20 protein-coding genes are annotated in these 17,179 nt (G+C 61.7%); 10 read left to right on the forward strand and 10 right to left on the reverse strand.

Going from position 1 to position 17,179, the window contains the following annotated elements; genetic code table 11:
• Positions 1 to 116: 116 nt before the first annotated feature.
• Positions 117 to 353, reverse strand: a complete 237-nt coding sequence (locus tag KZZ07_RS25710) for a hypothetical protein (RefSeq protein WP_219519516.1) — start codon at positions 351 to 353, stop codon at positions 117 to 119.
• A 147-nt stretch (positions 354 to 500) separates the two neighbouring features.
• Here KZZ07_RS25710 and KZZ07_RS25715 point away from each other — a divergent pair, with 147 nt between their 5' ends.
• A complete protein-coding gene (locus KZZ07_RS25715) occupies positions 501 to 1,235 on the forward strand; it encodes a Crp/Fnr family transcriptional regulator (protein ID WP_219519519.1) in 735 nt (244 codons plus the stop codon).
• A gap of 58 nt (positions 1,236 to 1,293) precedes the next feature.
• On the opposite strand, the gene KZZ07_RS25720 is transcribed toward KZZ07_RS25715, so the two are convergent.
• The 3 genes from KZZ07_RS25720 to KZZ07_RS25730 all read right to left on the reverse strand — a co-directional run bounded on the left by KZZ07_RS25720 (position 1,294) and on the right by KZZ07_RS25730 (position 2,617).
• Positions 1,294 to 1,482: a hypothetical protein gene (locus tag KZZ07_RS25720; protein ID WP_219519522.1), complete on the reverse strand. Its 189-nt coding sequence runs from the start codon at positions 1,480 to 1,482 to the stop codon at positions 1,294 to 1,296.
• A gap of 293 nt (positions 1,483 to 1,775) precedes the next feature.
• Complete coding sequence (locus KZZ07_RS25725) at positions 1,776 to 2,189, reverse strand: hypothetical protein (RefSeq protein WP_255564602.1); 414 nt, start codon at positions 2,187 to 2,189, stop codon at positions 1,776 to 1,778.
• On the reverse strand, positions 2,186 to 2,617 hold the full coding sequence (locus KZZ07_RS25730; protein WP_219519525.1) for a hypothetical protein: 432 nt from the start codon (positions 2,615 to 2,617) through the stop codon (positions 2,186 to 2,188). Before KZZ07_RS25730 ends, KZZ07_RS25725 begins: the two co-directional genes overlap by 4 nt.
• A 266-nt stretch (positions 2,618 to 2,883) precedes the next feature.
• Between KZZ07_RS25730 and KZZ07_RS25735 the strand changes: the two genes are divergently transcribed.
• From KZZ07_RS25735 to KZZ07_RS25760, 6 genes are all read left to right on the forward strand, one after another.
• On the forward strand, positions 2,884 to 3,201 hold the full coding sequence (locus KZZ07_RS25735; protein ID WP_219519528.1) for a hypothetical protein: 318 nt from the start codon (positions 2,884 to 2,886) through the stop codon (positions 3,199 to 3,201).
• Positions 3,198 to 3,542 (forward strand): hypothetical protein, encoded by a 345-nt coding sequence (locus tag KZZ07_RS25740; protein ID WP_219519531.1) that lies wholly within the window; start codon positions 3,198 to 3,200, stop codon positions 3,540 to 3,542. Before KZZ07_RS25735 ends, KZZ07_RS25740 begins: the two co-directional genes overlap by 4 nt.
• 11 nt (positions 3,543 to 3,553) lie before the next feature.
• Positions 3,554 to 4,450: a hypothetical protein gene (locus KZZ07_RS25745; protein WP_219519534.1), complete on the forward strand. Its 897-nt coding sequence runs from the start codon at positions 3,554 to 3,556 to the stop codon at positions 4,448 to 4,450.
• A 34-nt stretch (positions 4,451 to 4,484) separates the two neighbouring features.
• The gene (locus KZZ07_RS25750; protein WP_219519573.1) at positions 4,485 to 5,291 is read left to right on the forward strand and encodes a transglutaminase-like domain-containing protein; all 807 of its coding nucleotides are present in this window, start codon (positions 4,485 to 4,487) and stop codon (positions 5,289 to 5,291) included.
• A 346-nt stretch (positions 5,292 to 5,637) separates the two neighbouring features.
• Positions 5,638 to 6,171, forward strand: a complete 534-nt coding sequence (locus KZZ07_RS25755; RefSeq protein WP_219519536.1) for a hypothetical protein — start codon at positions 5,638 to 5,640, stop codon at positions 6,169 to 6,171.
• A 260-nt stretch (positions 6,172 to 6,431) separates the two neighbouring features.
• Positions 6,432 to 6,932 carry a transglutaminase N-terminal domain-containing protein gene (locus KZZ07_RS25760; RefSeq protein ID WP_219519539.1) on the forward strand — a complete coding sequence of 167 codons (501 nt, stop codon included), beginning with the start codon at positions 6,432 to 6,434 and terminating at the stop codon, positions 6,930 to 6,932.
• A gap of 15 nt (positions 6,933 to 6,947) precedes the next feature.
• On the opposite strand, the gene KZZ07_RS25765 is transcribed toward KZZ07_RS25760, so the two are convergent.
• The 5 genes from KZZ07_RS25765 to KZZ07_RS25785 all read right to left on the reverse strand — a co-directional run bounded on the left by KZZ07_RS25765 (position 6,948) and on the right by KZZ07_RS25785 (position 11,641).
• On the reverse strand, positions 6,948 to 7,580 hold the full coding sequence (locus KZZ07_RS25765) for a tyrosine-type recombinase/integrase (protein WP_219519548.1): 633 nt from the start codon (positions 7,578 to 7,580) through the stop codon (positions 6,948 to 6,950).
• Between the two features lie 256 nt (positions 7,581 to 7,836).
• Positions 7,837 to 8,217 (reverse strand): carboxymuconolactone decarboxylase family protein, encoded by a 381-nt coding sequence (locus KZZ07_RS25770; RefSeq protein WP_219519552.1) that lies wholly within the window; start codon positions 8,215 to 8,217, stop codon positions 7,837 to 7,839.
• A 4-nt stretch (positions 8,218 to 8,221) separates the two neighbouring features.
• Positions 8,222 to 9,676 carry an aldehyde dehydrogenase family protein gene (locus KZZ07_RS25775; protein ID WP_219519554.1) on the reverse strand — a complete coding sequence of 485 codons (1,455 nt, stop codon included), beginning with the start codon at positions 9,674 to 9,676 and terminating at the stop codon, positions 8,222 to 8,224.
• Complete coding sequence (locus tag KZZ07_RS25780) at positions 9,669 to 10,757, reverse strand: aromatic ring-hydroxylating oxygenase subunit alpha (RefSeq protein WP_219519557.1); 1,089 nt, start codon at positions 10,755 to 10,757, stop codon at positions 9,669 to 9,671. Before KZZ07_RS25780 ends, KZZ07_RS25775 begins: the two co-directional genes overlap by 8 nt.
• Positions 10,754 to 11,641 carry a MurR/RpiR family transcriptional regulator gene (locus KZZ07_RS25785; RefSeq protein ID WP_219519560.1) on the reverse strand — a complete coding sequence of 296 codons (888 nt, stop codon included), beginning with the start codon at positions 11,639 to 11,641 and terminating at the stop codon, positions 10,754 to 10,756. The genes KZZ07_RS25780 and KZZ07_RS25785 overlap by 4 nt, the downstream gene beginning before the upstream one ends.
• 71 nt (positions 11,642 to 11,712) lie before the next feature.
• Between KZZ07_RS25785 and KZZ07_RS25790 the strand changes: the two genes are divergently transcribed.
• The 3 genes from KZZ07_RS25790 to KZZ07_RS25800 are packed head-to-tail and all read left to right on the forward strand — an operon-like array spanning position 11,713 to position 16,611.
• A complete protein-coding gene (locus KZZ07_RS25790; protein WP_219519563.1) occupies positions 11,713 to 14,169 on the forward strand; it encodes an FAD-dependent oxidoreductase in 2,457 nt (818 codons plus the stop codon).
• The gene (locus KZZ07_RS25795) at positions 14,166 to 15,314 is read left to right on the forward strand and encodes a mandelate racemase/muconate lactonizing enzyme family protein (RefSeq protein WP_219519566.1); all 1,149 of its coding nucleotides are present in this window, start codon (positions 14,166 to 14,168) and stop codon (positions 15,312 to 15,314) included. Before KZZ07_RS25790 ends, KZZ07_RS25795 begins: the two co-directional genes overlap by 4 nt.
• 4 nt (positions 15,315 to 15,318) lie before the next feature.
• Positions 15,319 to 16,611, forward strand: coding sequence for an aspartate aminotransferase family protein (locus tag KZZ07_RS25800; protein WP_219519569.1), 1,293 nt, complete (start codon positions 15,319 to 15,321; stop codon positions 16,609 to 16,611).
• A 224-nt stretch (positions 16,612 to 16,835) separates the two neighbouring features.
• Here KZZ07_RS25800 and KZZ07_RS25805 read toward each other — a convergent pair.
• Positions 16,836 to 17,179, reverse strand: a 344-nt coding sequence (locus KZZ07_RS25805) for a tyrosine-type recombinase/integrase (RefSeq protein ID WP_255564604.1), incomplete at its 5' end; no start/stop codon positions are given.

Consider the following 17,179-nt stretch of genomic DNA (forward strand, 5'->3'; position numbering starts at 1 on the left):
GAAGACCTTCTTCTCAGCGATCGCACTCGCCGCAACCGTCATCTTCTGGCTTTGAGTGAGAACGAGTCCTGACCCTAATATCCGAGACGGATTCCGCACATCGTCGAAGCTCGACTTCACAAGCGTTGAGCCGTGTTTCCGCCAGCGATGATCGCGTTGATCAAGTCCGCGACGGCCCGGTGATCTTCCGTCTCGAATTCCGTGCCGACGGCGTTCTCATGGGTCGCCGCGGCATCGCGAAGAATGCCCACGATCTCGTGCTCCGGCAGCAGCCCGCGATCGTTCAAGGCAAGCAACAGCGCCTCGCAGATCGACAGGGCGGCCAGGCCCGCATGTTCGCTTGCGGTCGACATCCGGGATTCCTTTCTTGGCATCTTGAACCGGGGATAGGTGGTTCAAATGCATCCATACTTCTCGCAAGAATTGCCCTATGCTGGACTGATCCAGAGCAGTGTCCGGGCCGATTTCCGCTTTTGGGTCACGACACGCCAGGAGGCCCCATGACATCAATCGAACACAGCCCCCTTACCCGCAAGCTTTCGGCCTTCGTCGCCCTGTCGGATGTCGAACTGGACGTGCTGGAACGATTGCACCAGCGGCGCCGGTCTTTCGTCGCGGGGCGCGAAATGGTGCATCAGGGCCAGTCGGCCCGGGCCGCCTATATCCTGTCCGCGGGGTGGGTCTGTTCCTACAAGCTGCAGGCCGACGGGACGCGCCAGATCGTGGATTTCCAGATCCCGGGCGATTTCCTGGGCTTGCGGAGCGTTCTCTTGCGCACCTCGGACCACAGTTTCGAGCCCATCGTGGATATCGAGGCCGCCGAAGTACTGACGAGCGACCTGCTGGAGGCCTTCGCCCAGACCCCGCGCCTGGCGACCGCCATCCTCTGGGCGGCGTCAAGAGACGAGGCGATGGTCGTGGAGCATCTTGTCGGAATCGGTCGGCGTGATGCGGACGCCCGCATGGCGCATTTCCTGCTGGAACTGGGATCGCGGCTTGCGCTGGTCGGCATGGGCGGCAAAGACGGGTTCGACTGCCCGCTGACGCAGTATCACCTCGCCGATACGCTGGGGTTGAGCGCGGTCCATGTGAACCGCGTTCTGCGGCAGCTTCGCGAGAGTGGACTGGTGACCTTTCGGGACGGACATGTGACGTTTCACGACTATGGCGGTCTGGTGGAACTTGCCGAGTTCGATTCGGCATATCTGGACCAGACCGGGCCGCTGTTGAAATGAAAGGGCCGCCCTCCATTACCTGGAGGGCGGCCCCGGATGTCACGTCAGACGCGGGCGGTCACGCGAGGGCGTGGGTCGCCGCATCGAGTTCCTTGTTGGTCTCGGCGACGTTCTTCGCCGTGTTCGCCTTTTCGGCGGCTTTGTAATGCTTCAGCGCCGCCTCCTTCTTCGGACCAGAGGGCGCCTTGTCCCACGCGGCCTTCACGGATGTCATCTTCTCGGCGGTTTTTTTCTGTTCGGGAGTCACTGGATTGTCCTTTCATGGACGTTCCGAGAATAAGAAGCGCGCCAACATGCCAACCGTTTGGGGATCGGCACGCCCGCACGCTTCTCGGGTACTCGGAAAAAATGCGCCGCCAAATGTTCGGCGGACGCATCTCTCCCTACCCACGTCGGCGCGTCGCCGCACTGACGCAGGTTAGCCCTCGCGCGCGCCGCTGCGGATTATTGAAGGCGCCCAGGGTAGACCGGGAGTCCGCGCGCAGAAAGATACCAGCCACACGGGCGTCTGACCCGGCAAATGCAAAGACCGTGCGCAGGTCACACCACTGTCGTTTGCTGGTGGGCCAGTCGCAGCCATTTGTCTTCGTCGAGAAGATATGTCGAGGCACAGAGCGCCTTGTAGATCGGGACGTCGGGTTTCTCGGCCGAGATCCGATAGGTGAGAATGGCGATGTCACGACAGCTCGTCACCCGCCGCTCGGCCATGATGGCGGTCCGCCAGCCGGTTCTCTTTTTCATGTGGTTCCAGATATGATCGCCCTGCAGGATGCAGGGAGGATACGGAAAGATCATGACGGCGTTGCTTGCCGTCGTCGCCTGCGCATTGTCCGCGCCGCTGGTCCAGAAGTGCTCCTCCATATCCCAGAGAACACTCTGTTCCCTCGGCGACAGCGTCCCGGACTGGTGCGCGGCATGGTCCGGCGTCTTGGCGGTCTTCGCTGAAACTGTCATTCGCCAAAGCCCGAACCGCCAGCCGTCAGCACCTGATACAGCACGAAGACGATTGCGAGTATTGCCCAGATTGCGCGGCCAGTGCCCAGGCGACCGTTGCCGACCGTCGAGACAGCCCGCTTCAGACCCAATGATGCCTGGCCGACGGGGAGCAGCAGAGTCAGGTCTCGTGCGACCCTGCCATTATCGCTTGCGAGCGTGGGAACGTCCCGGAATCGCGCCAGCAGCGTTCCCAACCTCGCGCGCCCTCCGTCGCGCCCAAGCGCGACCAGTTCAGCGGCTTCCTTCCATGGATCGAGGCCAAGCCGCGCGAGGGTGGAGAGGACCGTCACGACATATCCGTTCCGGTCCTCGCCGACCGACGCATAGAGAAATCGCTCGAACTCGGGCGGGTTCGGGTTGAGAATTTTGCCTTCGGCCATGGTCATTCCATTCCTTGATTGCAGGAACGCAATTCGTCCCTGTTTCCCCAAGTCTACGCGCAGGTCAGTTCCGGCGCCCTTACACAGGTCAGTGCCAGCAACTGTCCCCGGGAAGGTCGCAACCGGTTTGGGGACCGGGACTAACATGTGTCAGCACCAGCCAAACGATCCCGGCGTACAAGAAGAGAAATCGTTCGATTGGTCAGGCCCGGACTCCAAGGGGTCCTCGCCAGTGGTGAGCGACGGATCTGCCAACATCGCGGAGACCAGAGATGAACATGCGGTCGACCAGATCGACGGTGACGTTTTCAAACCCGTTCACCTTGTCGGGATACCCAGGCGACCTGCCTGCGGGCGACTACGAAATTCTTGTCGAAGAAGAGCTTCTTCAGGGGCTGAGCTTCGAGGCTTACAGACGGACGGCGACCTTCCTGACGGTGCGCGGCAGAGGCAGACACGCGGGGCGCTCCGAGTTGCGGGCGATTTCAGAAGACGACCTGAAAGAGGCCCTGATCCGTGATCAGGCCGCGACCAGGAAGACGAACAATCACAGCGATGCGGCGCTTTCCCCGCAGGAGGACAGCACATGAACACTCCCGAATGGCTCAAACCCGGTATCTATGGTGCCGTAATCGGCGCTGCCGTCGTCGGCATCGTCGGATTTTCCTGGGGCGGCTGGGTGACCGGTAGCACCGCAAATGACAGGGCGATGGCGATGTCCCGCAACGATGTGGTGGCGTCCATGGTCCCGGTCTGCCTTGACATGGCACGGTCCGACCCGGCACGGGCGGAGAAGCTTGAAACGATCCGGGCCGCGTCGACCTATAAACGGCGCGATGCCGTCATGGCGGCCGGCTGGGCGACGGTTCCCGGAACCGATGCCCCCGACCGTGACATCGCGCAGGCCTGTCTCGCGGCCCTTGAGCTTTGAGAGACGAAGTCATGTCTCATGACAGGTCATTTGAGGCCGGACAGGCCGTGGTACACGCGGAAACTTTGCCGGCGCCGGCGCCGCGAACGACCGATCCTGAAGAACGTGTCGACGGCAACAAACCGACCGGACATCTGCAGGAACGGCAGTTCGCGAAACTGGCCTTCGCGACCGGTGTGATCGCGTCCCTGGCCTTCCCGGCCTTTGCACAGGATGGCATCGGACCAATGCCCGAGAACGCCCAGCCGCGTAGCTACGGCGACGGCTGGGACTGTGATGCCGGTTACCGGGTGGAGGGTGCCGAATGTCTGGCGCTCGATATCCCCGCGCATGCCTATCCGACCGGGCGTTCCTACGGGACGGGGTGGGAATGCGATCGTGGGTTTGAGGAAGTGAACGGAACGTCCTGCATTCCCATCCCGGTGCCCGCCAACGCCTTTCTCCGGTCTCACGGTTATGATTGGCAATGCGAACGCGGTTTCCGGCAAGAGCGCGATGCCTGTCTGCCGATCGTGCTGCCCGAGCACGCCTATCTGACAGAGGACAGCTCGGGAACAGGGTGGACCTGCGAGCGCGGCTACGCGGCCGTGGCGGGGACGTGCATGCCAATTGCCGTGCCAGCGAACGCGTTTCTGACCAACGCAACTTACGGCGCCGCTTGGGCGTGCGAGAGAGGCTTTGTCAAGATCGACAACCGATGCGACGCCATTATCCTGCCGGCGAATGCGTTTCTCGACCAGGCATCCTATGGACCAGGTTGGACCTGTGAGCGTGGGTACGCGCCGCTGAGCGGCGACTGCGTCGCTATCGATCTGCCGGAGAACGCCTATCTCGACCGGTCCGGCAACCGGTGGAGCTGCAATCGAGGCTTCCGGCTTTCCAACGGGGTGTGCATTCTTGGACGGTGATCGTGACAAGACAAAGCGCGGCCGTGTATCCGGCATGCGGGTCAGCATAGGCTGTCGACTGCGATACAGCTTTCCGCAGCCGACGCCGCTGATCGCGCTGCTGAACGTCCACTACTCGCGCTTTGGCGATCTGGAGCGCGCCGATTATCTCGTAACGTCGCCAAGCGTTCCGCTCGAAAGCTACCGGGACGGCTTCGGCAACTGGTGTACGCGGCTCATGGCTCCGGCGGGCGATTTCTGCCTGTCGTCGAATGGCATTTTCCGCGACACGGGCCGGCCTGATCCCACATCCGTAGACGCGCATCAGCACGCGGTTCAGGATCTGCCATCCGAGACCCTCGTGTTCCTGCAGGGGAGCCGGTATTGCGACACCGATCTTCTTTCGGAGCAAGCCTGGCGTCGTTTCGAGACCACGGACCCCGGTTGGTCCCGCGTTCAGGCGATCTGTGATTTCGTGCACGGACATGTCCGTTTCGACTACATGCAGGCGAAAGCGACGCGCACCGCATCGCAGACCCTGGCCGAGCGGCAGGGTGTCTGCCGCGACTTCGCCCATCTCGCCATCGCCCTGTGTCGCTGCATGAACATTCCGGCACGCTACTGCACCGGATATCTGAGCGACATCGGTGAGCCTCTCCCTCATCCGCCCGGCGACTTCGCCGCGTGGATGGAAGTCTTTCTCGGTGGTGAATGGCACATGTTCGACCCGCGGAACAACAAGCCGAGGTTCGCGAGAATACTGATCGCGCGCGGGCGCGATGCCGCCGATGTGCCTTTGACCCAGACATTCGGGGAGAACACTTTGACGGAATTCAAGGTCTGGACAGATGAATTGGCCTGACTGACCTTGGTTTCCTTTGCGGTGCGCCGTCGTAAATTGAGTGACCAGTCCCCATATATGTAGAACCGATGCCAAGCCTCCCGGTTCACCATGGACGAGGAGTTGGCGTCGGCCAATCAAAGGATCGATGACATGTCCTTCAAGGACCTGACCGCTCGGGCTGCGGCTGCAATGAAGCGGAGGCCTGCCGGAACAGCGAAGACCCCTGCCAAGCAGAACGAGTCCAATGCCGCCGGCAAGGAAGCGCCAGCGAAGTCCAAGACATCTTGAGACGTACACAAGCCACGCGCCCCATTCTCAAAGGGCGCGCCAACCACCCGCAGCAGCAGCATGGAGGAATACGTCGATGGGAGATCTGACGAGCAAGTCCGTCGCGGTGTTCGCCCGACCGTTCAATGTACCCGGCTTCAACGAGACGCTCCCGGCGGGAGAGTACGAGATCGAAACGGAGTTGGTTTCACCCCCGGATCAAAAGGATTCCGCGGCCTGGAAGGCCTCCGTCCTGGTGAAGCTTCATCCCCGGATATCGCATCCCGGGCTTGCGCGGGCCCTGACTGTTTCCCTTGCCGACATCGACCACGCACGCGCCAGGGACAAGCTGACCGGCAAGGCGTTGTCCGACCTTTTTCTCGAGGAAATGCTGGCAGATCCGATGGTGCGCCTCGTGATGCAGGCTGACGGGGTATCCGAGGCGCAATTGCGACATCTCTATTCTGGGCTCCGGACGCCCCAGTCCGACAGGGATGTGCTGGACCCGAAGCCGGCGCACCAGAGAGCACGCGAAAACGCGTCAATCCAGGCTGCCGAAAACGAAGGCATGCCCTCGCGACCGACAGGATCGTCTGCTTCCCGCAAGAAAGTCAAAGCGGATTCGATATGAGCGCGAACAAGACCGTGGTCGACGCAGCAATTCCGGGCATCGCCCGCGGCAGGGCCTTGGGTGATGTCCCTCAAGAGCGTCCTTGTCTGAGATGCGACGTCGTTTTCTGGAGTGAAGGCTTTGGAGAACGGATCTGTCGGCCCTGCAAGAGCTTGAAGGCCTGGCGAAACGCGGTGCCCGTCAGCCCGGGCGCATCGCGCCGCCGCTGACTATCATCAGGCGCGCACGCCATCCTCCTCCGACCGCACTGGAACCCTTGTTTGGTCTGCTTAGAAACCGTTCACACCACGACCTACCGATACCGGCACCAAGTTTCTCTCGGGCCGCATAGGTTCATGCTGCGTCCGCGCGAAACGCGGGAACTGCGGCTGTTTTCGCACGTCCTGTCCATAACTCCGACGGCCACTGTAACCTGGGCACATGATGTGGCCGGCAATTCCATAGGGACCGCAGTCTTTGACACTCCGACTGATCATCTGGTGATCGAGAGCCGCGCAAGTCTGGAGATCTCCGCGCCAGCCTGGCCCGTTTTTGCCATCTCCGCTTCTGCGATCGAGTACCCGTTCCTCTATTCAGCCGACGAATGGACGGATCTGGGCGCGCGGACGGCTCCGCAATACGCCGACCCCGACGGCCGATTTGTCCGCACTGCCACCCTCCGGGCAGAGCTCAAATCTCGCAGGCGCAGCGAATGGCTGGTTCGGCGATACTGCGCAGAGGCGCCGGAGTGCGTGCAAAGGTCAGCTCTGGGCCGTCCGTGAAGACGGCCCAGCCGTTTAGATTTCGATAGCTTCGGCGATGGCCAGCGCATCTTCAAGTTCTACGCCAAGGTATCTGACAGTGCTGTCCATCTTGGTATGGCCCAACAACAGCTGGACGGCCCGAAGGTTGCCTGTCTTCTTGTAGATTTGGGTCACCTTGGTGCGCCGCATCGAGTGCGTGCCATAGGCGCTTGCCTCCAGACCAATGGATGTCACCCAGTCACGCACAATCCGTGCGTACTGGCGGGTCGAAATGTGAAGCCGTTCGTGAAAGCGCCCAGGCCAAAGGTATTCGGATCCGATCATCAGCGGCTCCCGCATCCACCTTGCCAGCGATGAGCGGGTTCCTTCAGAGATTTCGAAACGCACAGGTTTGCGTGTCTTGCTTTGCAGAACCGACGCGCGCTCCTTGATTTGGCCTGACGCCGTGACATCGACCACCTTCATCTTCACCAGATCGCAGCCGCGCAGCTTGCTGTCGATTGCAAGATTGAAGAGGGCCAGATCACGATGGTTCTCGGCCAGCTCCAGCCGCACCCTGATCGCCCAGACATGTTTCGGCTTGAGCGGTCTTTTCTTACCGACGATCCGGCCTTTGTTCCAGGCAGGGCGCAGTGCGCGGATGGCGGGTAAGTTTGGTGTCTGCATGATGGATTCTCCGATCCACCACGCCCTCCCACATCGACAACCAGACGTTGACAAGACATCGTATCACATGATGCTGCGATGCATCCGAGGTCTCCTTCGAGCCAAGATTGACAGATGCTGCGGAGCGGACAATTGTCTGGGATTCAAAAGAGAGCGGTCATTGGCCATTGCTCCGAGAGTGTCGCTGAATGATATGTTCTCGTCTGCCCAAGAATGCCCTCGCGCATTTGCGGGCATGCCCGGATAATCTCTATTGTTAGCCCTCTTCCAGAACCCGACGGGCCACGCGAAAGCATTCCAGCGCTTGCGGCACGCCGCAATAGATGCCGATCACGTGGATGATTGCGCGGATTTCATCCTGGGTGACGCCATTGTTAAGCGCGCCGCGGCAATGGGTTTCCCACTCGTGCATTTTGCCAAGCGCGCCGATCATCGACAGGTTCATCATGCTGCGGGTCTTTGCGTCGATCACATCATCGGCCCAGCCAAAGCCCCAGCACCAGGCTGTCATCGCCTGCTGAAAAGGGCGGGTGAAGTCATCGGCGGCGGCGAGGTTCTTTTCGACATACTCCGCGCCCAGCGTCGCTTTGCGTTGTTCCAACCCCTTCAGGAACAGGTCTTCGTCGAATGCGCTCATGGTGTTATCCTTTCAGCCGGATCGCGATATTCTTGGTCTGCACGTAGTTCCACAGCGCCTCGCGCCCCTTTTCGCGGCCATAGCCGGATTTACCGTAGCCCCCAAAGGGCGTTTCAACGCCGCCGGCATACCATTCGTTGACGAAGACCTGACCGGCGCGAAGTTGCCGCGCCGCGAGGGTCGCGCGATCCAGATCTGCGGTAAACACACCCGCCACCAGCCCGTAGTCGGTGCCATTGGCGATTTCGATCGCCTGAGCGTCCTCGCGGGAGGAAAGCACCGACAGGACAGGACCAAAGACCTCTTGCTGCGCGATGTCCATATCGGGTGTCACGCCCGACAGCACCGTGGGCTCCAGGAACGCTCCGGGACGGTTGGGCTTGCGCCCGCCTGCAGCGATCCGTGCGCCCTGTTCTTCGGCGCGGGCGATCATGCCAAGGGCGCGGTCACGCTGGCCGTCGCTGACCATCGCCCCCATGTTAGCGCCAAACTCTGTGCGCTCGATGCCGGGGCCGACGGAGAGGGACTTTGCGACCTTCTCGGCCCGTTCGACCAGTTCGTCGTGGCGGCTTTCGTGGACGATCACGCGCGACATGGCCGAGCAGACTTGCCCCGCGTTGAAATAGATGCCCCAGCGGATGTCATTCTCGAAGGCGTCAAGGTCAGCATCATCATACACGATGGCCGCCGATTTTCCGCCCAGTTCCAGCACGCAGGGCACCACGTTTCGGGCCGCTGCGGTTGCAATCGCGATGCCGGTGGGCACAGAGCCGGTAAACACGATCTGGTTCACATCCCGGTGTCCAGCCAGCGCCGCGCCAGCGGCGCGTCCCAGCCCACAGATCACGTTGACCGCGCCGGGTGGGAACCCTGCCGCCTCGGCCGCGCGGGCCAGCCAGGCATTGGTCAGCGGCGTCATCTCGGGCGATTTGATCACGCAGGTATTGCCTGTGGCCAGCGCCGCCGAAAGCGTGCGCGCGGTCATCTCGACCGGGTAATTCCACGGGATGATCTGGGCCGAGACGCCAAATGGCTCGTATTCCGTCCAGTCCATGTAGCCCGCGCCAAGGGGGATCGAGCGACCTTCGACCGTGCTTGCTTGATTGCCATAGTATTCGAAATAAAGCGCCGCCCCCTCGACCTCGATATGGCTTTCCCAAAGCGGCTTGCCCTGTTCCAGCGTGAGGATACAGGCGATCTCGTCCTTGTGGTCGAGCAGATACCGCCCCATGGCCTGCACCATGCGGCCCCGTTCGATGGGCCGCATGGCGGTCAGCGCGCCCGACAGATGCACCCGGCGGGCGGCCCCTACGGCGCGGTCAACGTCAGCTGCATCGGCAAGGGCGTGTTCCGCGATCCGTTCGCCGGTCGCGGGGTCGGTCACGTCGATCCGGCCCGCACCGCCATGGACCCACGCGCCGTCGATGTAATTCTGCCAGTAAGGCTTCACATCAGCCATCAACAGCCTCTCGCATCCAGCGTTGCAGGTGCATGACGGAATGTTCCGAATTCACCCCGCAGGCAGGATCGACCACCAGCGGGCCGGGAACGTAGCCGCGCGATTTCAGCCCGCGTTGGACGGATTCCACCAGGTGGATGTCTTCTTCGACCGTGGTGGCGCGGTCCTGTTGCGCCATGCGGCGCACGGTTTCGTCGTCATAGCCGCCGACGGAATACCACCCGCGCCAGACCACCACGTGATCGGCATCGACCGCGCGCCAGTGGTAGGTGTTCAGCAGGTTGCCGGGGTAGACCTGAACCGAGAACATCGGCCAGAGGAACCACGACGAATACTTGTCATTGTTGGCAAAGCCGCTGTCGATGTCATAGGTCATCTGGCTGAGGTCATTGCATTCGGTGGTGTGGCGCAGGCAATACCCCTGCGGCTGGATGTCATAGGTTTCCGGCCGGACAACGCCGGTGGCAAAAGTCGGATGGTTCAGGGTGCAATGGTAGCATTCGGAGTAATTCTCGACCGAGACCTTCCAGTTGCAATTCTCGGGGATCTCCACCCATTCCAGCGGCTTCAGATCGGCCCAGTTGGGCACAAACGCCTCCAACTCCGTCCGCGCGTTCGGGAACCAGTCGTCCATGGGCTTCGCATCCGGGTCGAGGTTGACGAAGACAAAGCCAAGGAAAACCTCGGTGCGCACTTCGGTCAGGCAAATCTTCGAGGCATCGAAGCCGGGCACCGATTTGGCATTGGGCGCGGCGCGGAGTTTGCCGGTCAACTCATAGGTCCATGCGTGATAGGGGCAGACGACGACGCGGGTTGAGCCTTCGCCGCTGACAAGTTGATGCGCGCGGTGTTGGCAGACGTTGTAGAAGGTGCGGATTTCACCGTCGCGCCCTTTGATCGAGAACAGGCTTTCATCGCCCAGATCAAAGGCCACGTAGTCGCCGGGATTTGCAAGCTGGCTGGCGTGACAGGCGAATTGCCAGGTGCGGGCGAGCAGCCCCGATTTTTCGACCTCGAAGACCGTTGGGTCAGTGTAATAGCGCGCGTCCAGCGAGCGGATCGGGGGCGTTTCGTCCTTCATTCCGGCTCCTTCACGTAAATGCCAAGCTGATGGCGGCGGTCATGGAATTTTTCGACCCGCTCCACGATCTCCTCGGACGCAACCGCAATCACAAAACTCAGCAGGGTTTCCAGAAGCGCGATTGTCGAGACAGAGGATGGGAAGAACTGCGGCGTGTCCACGGCGACGACAAAGCCATGGTGAGCCGCGCGGATGATCGGGCTGGCGGGGCTGTCGCTGAGGCCGATGACGGTCAGGCCTTGCTCGCGCGCGACCTCGATGGCGGCGACAACCTCGGTTCGGTAGGGGCGCATGGACATCGCAATCAACACATCGCGCTTGTCCGCCCAGGCCAGATCGTCGGTGGGCGTTGAGCCAGGCCGCGGGATGGCGTGGAATTGCACCATGCCGGTGGAGGCGAGATAGGTGAAATTGCGCGCGTTCGCGTTGTTTACCCCGACGCCAAGGGTAAAGACCTGACGGCTGGCCCAGATCGCCTCGGCGGCGGATTTCAGCGCCTCGGCGTCGATGCTGGCAAAGGTCTCTTCGAGGTTGCGGATCGCCCCCTCGACCATATCCGCATACAGGCCACCCAGATCGTCCGACTTGCGGATGTCCTGCAACCAGCGCGCCCGGTCGGGGAAGCTGACAGCGCCCTTGCGGATCGCCTCGCGGAACGGCGCACGGAAATCCTCATAGCCCTCGAACCCTACCTGGCGGGCCATGCGCACAAAGGTGTTGGGTTTGACATTCGCCGCCTCGGCAATCTCACGCACGGTCGAGACTCCCACGTCATTGGGGTTCTCCAGTACGTAGCGGGCCGCCTTCTGCGCTTCGGGGGTCAGGGCGTCCCACTCTGCGGTGAGACGCTCCAAAACTTGGTGTGATACATTTGTTCCATTCATGATTGACATTGGTACACACGTCCACTTAGCCTGTCCACAAGTTTTGCGACTCCCCAACAAAGGAAGCGACCATGTCGGACAAAGAGTTTCCCACCCACGCCCGTGTGGTCATTGTCGGTGGTGGTGTGATGGGGGTCGGGCTGGCCTATCACCTTGCGCATGAAAGCTGGGGCCCGGACGTCGTGTTGCTTGAAAAGGCCGAACTGACGAGCGGCAGCACATGGCACGCCGCCGGGCAGATCACCCATTCGACCTCCAGTTTCAGCCTTGGCAAATGCGTGGATTACAACATCGGGCTTTATTCTGGTGGGCTGGAGGCAGAGACCGGGCAGGCCGTCACATGGCATGGCTGCGGATCGTTCCGGCTGGCCTATACCGAGGATGAGATGGACTGGCTGCGCCACACGCTCTCTGTCGGGCGTACGCTGGGGTTCAACATCGAGTTGGTGGGGCCTGAGCAGGTTGCCGCGTTGCATCCATTCTACAACCTCGAAGGCGTGTTGGGCGCGCTGCACACACCCGATGACGGCCACGTGGACCCGACCAATGTCACCATGGCGATGGCGGCGGGCGCACGGGCCAAGGGTGCTCAAATCATTCGTCGCTGCCGCGCGACCAACATCACGCAGGCCGATAGCGGCGAATGGGTGGTCGAGACGGAGCGCGGCGCGATCACCTGCGAACACGTGGTCAACGCAGGCGGCACCTATGCACGCCAGATGGGCGAATGGTCGGGCCTGCAACTACCCATGACGTCAATGACTCACCATTATTTCGTCACCGACGAGGTGCCGGAGTTCCGCGATCTGGAGCGCGAATTGCCGGTCATCCGTGATGATCGCAAGGTGTCGGGCTATATCCGGATGGAACAGAAAAAGGGCCTGATCGGTATCTACGAAAAGGCCAACCCCAACACGGTGTGGGAGGATCACTGCCCCTGGGAGGCCGAAAACGAGCTGTTTGCGGCGGACTATGACCGCGTCATGCCGTGGTTGGAGGAATCGCTGAACCGCATGCCGATCTTTGCAGAGCTTGGGATTTCACGCGACGTCCATGGCGCGATCAGTCACCCGCCAGATGGAAACCCGCTGGTTGGTCCCGCGCCGGGGGTTCGCAACTATTGGTGCTGCTGCGGCACGCAAATCGGCATTGGCTGGGGGCCGGGGCTGACGCGCGAGCTGGCGCGCTGGATGGTGCATGGTGCGGCGGATATCTCGATGCGCGACTATGACCCACGCCGGTTTGGTTCTTATGCCAACAAGGACTGGCAGGTGGTTAAGGCAAAGGAAGATTACTGCCTGCGCCACGAAATCCCGTTCCCGCATTTCAACCGGCTTGCCGGGCGCCCGATCAAGCCCTCGCCGCTCTATGACACGCTGAAATCCAAGGGCGCGGTGTTCGAAGAGGTCTACGGCTTCGAGCGCCCGCGCTGGTTTGCGAAGGATGGCGTTGCGCAGGAGGATCACTATTCCTTCCGCCGAACGGTCGTGGACGAAATGGTCGCGGCCGAGGTCAAAGCGGTGCGCAAGCGTGTGGGGATCATGGATGTGACCGCATTTACCAAGGTGCTGGTCGAAGGGCCGGACGCCTATGCGCTGCTGGACCGTCTGACAGCGAACCGGATGCCGCAGAAGGTGGGGTCGATCACGCTCACGCATATGCTGAACCGGAGAGGCCGGATCGAACTGGAGACGACGATTGTTCGTATGGCTGAAGACAAGTTCTACCTCGTCTGCGCCGCCTTCTTCGAACAGCGCATGCTGGATCATCTGGCCGCGCAACGGGCGGACGAGGAGGTGACCATCACCGCCCTGTCCAGCACATGGGGCGCGCTGTCGCTCAACGGGCCACTGTCCCGCGATGTGCTGGCCGCCTGCACGGATGCGCGACTGGACAACGCCGCCTTCCGCTGGCTTTCGGCGCAGCAGATCACCGTCGCGGGGCACAGCATCTGGGCCTTCCGCATGTCCTATGCGGGCGAGTTGGGCTGGGAACTGCACATGCCGTTTGAAGCCATGGCGGATGTCTATACAGCACTTTGGCAGGCAGGTCAGACCCATGGCATCGCCGATTACGGCAGCTTCGCCATGAACGTGATGCGTATGGAGAAGGGCTTCAAAGGTGCAGGCGAATTGACCAACGAAGTCACCCCGGCCGAGGCCGACGTGCTGCGCTTTGCGCGGTCGGACAAGGACTATCTGGGACGCGACAAGACCCTGAACGCCGATCTGCCTTGGGTCTGTGCCTATCTGGAGATTGAGCCCGACGGAGAGATTGACGGCCACGGAGGGGAGGCGGTGATGCTGAATGGCACGGTCGTCGGCTCGACCGCGTCGGTGGCCTTTGGCCACACGGTCGGCAAGATCCTCGCCTTTGCCTATATCAAGCCCCATGCGGCCGCCCCCGGCACCGCGCTCGAGGTGGTGATCCACGGCAAACCCCGCACCGCCCGCGTTTTGGGCGAGCCTGCCTATGATCCCCAAAGCCTGTTGCCCCGCGCAGATGTTGTTCACGAGCCTGCCGAATGAACAGTATCGCCGCGCCCTCTCTGGTCCCCGTTGGGACGGGGCAGCGCATCACCCGGTTGCGGCTCTGGCATGTGCCGCTGACCAGCGATACCGCCTATTACATGGCGGACGGCAAGACGTGTGACACCGTCGAAACCGTTGTCATCGCGATCGACACCGATGCTGGGCTGACCGGTTGGGGCGAGGTTTGCCCGATCCCGCATTACTTGCCGGCCTATGCCCGTGGTGTCGCGCCAGCTTTGCAGGAGTTGGCACCGGTAATTCTTGGCGGTGATCCTGTCGGTGCGGAAGCGTTGATGGCCAAGGCCGATGCTTTTTTGCCCGGGCATGTCTACGCGAAATCCGCGCTGGACATCGCACTGTGGGACATCACAGGGCAAACTGCGGGCCTGCCGCTCCACGCCCTGATGGGCGGACAGCGGCAGGCCACCTTGCCGCTCTATCACTCCATCACCTGCATTGAGCCGGACGAGATGGCCCGCATCGCGCGCGAGGCGCAGGCCACAGGGATCACCCAGTTCCAAGCCAAGCTGGGGGCCTCTGGGGAATGGCAAACTGATGTCGAGCGGCTGGCGAAGGTGCGCGAGGCGGTTGGGCCCGGCCCACTGGTCTATGGAGACTGGAACTGCGGTGCGACCACGCTGGACGCGATCCGTGTGGGGCGTGCTGCGGCCCATTTGGATATCATGCTGGAGGCCCCCTGTGCCACGCTGGAGGACTGCGCCCGGGTGCAATCGGCCACGGGCCTGCCGATGAAGATGGACGAGTTGGCCCATGATACGGCCTCGATGCTGCAAGCCCACCGGCTCGGTATCATGGACGCTGTTGCGCTGAAATTATCAAAGTTCGGCGGGCTGTCGGCCACGCGGCGCGCGCGCGACCTGTGCCTGCATCTGGGCGCAAAGATGTGCGTGGAATGTACCTGGGGCAGCGATATCGTGACAGCCGCCGCGCTGCATCTGGGGGCGGCAACGCCACCTTCCCGTGTTCTGAACGTCTGTGATCTGTCGGGCTATGTCAGCCCGCGCCTCGCGCCGGATGCTCCAACGCGTGCGGCTGGCCGCATCGCGCCGCCCGATGCCCCGGGCCTTGGCATTACCGTCGATCAAGACGGCCTCGGCGCACCTGACCTGATACTGGATTGACTTCATGAACCGGATCTACACCCAAGCCGATTGGATCAACCGCGCCCGCGACGTGCTTCCCGCCGCAGGTTTCGGCAATTTCGATGCCTCCATCGTAATCGCGCGAGGGGCAGGCAGCCGCGTCTGGGATGAGGACGGCAAAGAATACGTTGACTACCTGATCGGGTCCGGCCCGATGCTTCTGGGGCATGGCCACCCGGAAGTGATGGAAGCCGTCTTGGAACAACTACCCAAGGGCATGACATTCTTTGCCAACAACGCGAAGGGGATCGAACTTGCCGAAGCGATCGTCGAGGCTGTGCCCTGCTGTGAGCAGGTCCGCTTCGTCACATCGGGCGGTGAGGCAGACATGTACGCCATTCGCCTTGCCCGCGCCTATACCGGCAAGCCGAAGATCCTGAAGTTCGAAGGAGGCTATCACGGCATGTCTGCCGAGGCACAAATGAGCCTTGCCCCCGCGGTACAAGTCAATTTCCCCACGGCCGTGCCCGATAGCGCCGGCATCCCGCAGGGTGTGGCCGACGAGATGCTGATCGCGCCCTTCAACGATCTTGAGGCCGTCGCCTCCCTTCTCAGCGAACATGAAGATATCGCAGCGATCATCGCAGAACCGTTGCAGCGCATAATCCCCGCGCAGCCCGGCTTTCTGCAAGGGCTGCGCGATCTGTGTGACAAACACGGTGTATTGCTGATCTTCGACGAGATCGTGACAGGTTTTCGCCTTGCCTATGGCGGTGCGCAGCAACGCTATGGCGTGACACCCGATATCTGCACGCTGGGCAAGATCATCGGCGGCGGCTTTCCTCTGGCCGCGCTTGGCGCCAGCTCCGAGATCATGGCGCATTTCGACAAGTCGGCTGTGGGAGCGGAGAATTGGCTCATGCAGCTCGGCACGCTCTCGGGCAATCCGGTGGCGGCGGCTGCGGGCCTCAAGACGATGGAGATCCTGCGGCGTCCGGGCCAGTATGCGCGGCTGCGCGAGCTGGGCCAGACCCTGATGGACATGCAATCCGCTGCCCTGACCGAGCAGGCGATCGACCACCGTATCTGCGGCGACCCGACCCTGTTCGACATATTTTTCACCGATGTAGATCCGATCGATTACCGAACCGCCAAGCATCGCGATGCCAAGATCAACGAGGTCTGGAACACGACCATGCGCGCCAATGGCGTCTTCAAATCGCCCGGGAAACTCTATCCATCCCTTGCCTTGAAAACCGACGACTTGGAATTGACCAGATCAGCCTTTCAGCAAGCGGCAAGTGCCGTGTCAGAACATCGAACGAGGGCCGTGTGATCTGAGCTCGCGCGTTTTACTTGATCCACAAGGGAAGATTGCTGTGCACATAAACCAGACCTCAGCCCGCGTTGATAAAGTGGCTCCTTCGTCCGCTCTCCCGACCTTCACGTCACGAAAATGCTGCGCGATAGACGAACGGCCGGTCTGGTGAAGCTGCACCGCGGCGCTCGGCCACGAAGTGAAGGGCAGGTCCGGGCCGTCCGTGAAGACGGCCCAGCCGTTTAGATTTCGATAGCTTCGGCAATCGCCAGCGCATCTTCAAGCTCGACGCCAAGGTATCTGACAGTGCAGTCCATCTTGGTATGCCCCAACAGTAGTTGGACTGCCCGCAGGTTGCCTGTCTTCTTGTAGATCTGCGTGACCTTGGTGCACCGCATCGAGTGCGTGCCATAGGCGCTGGCCTCCAGACCGATGGATGTCACCCACTCACGGACAATACGCGCGTACTGGCGGGTCGAGATGTGAAGCCGTTCGTGAAAACGCCCAGGTGTCAATCCCGGAGCAAAATGGGTCAGTGAACCGGTGGAATAATCCCCAACGGCTGGGGTCTGGCGGGCGCCTTGGC

This window comes from Mameliella sp. CS4 (genome assembly GCF_019392335.1).
In the GTDB taxonomy this organism is placed as follows: domain Bacteria; phylum Pseudomonadota; class Alphaproteobacteria; order Rhodobacterales; family Rhodobacteraceae; genus Antarctobacter.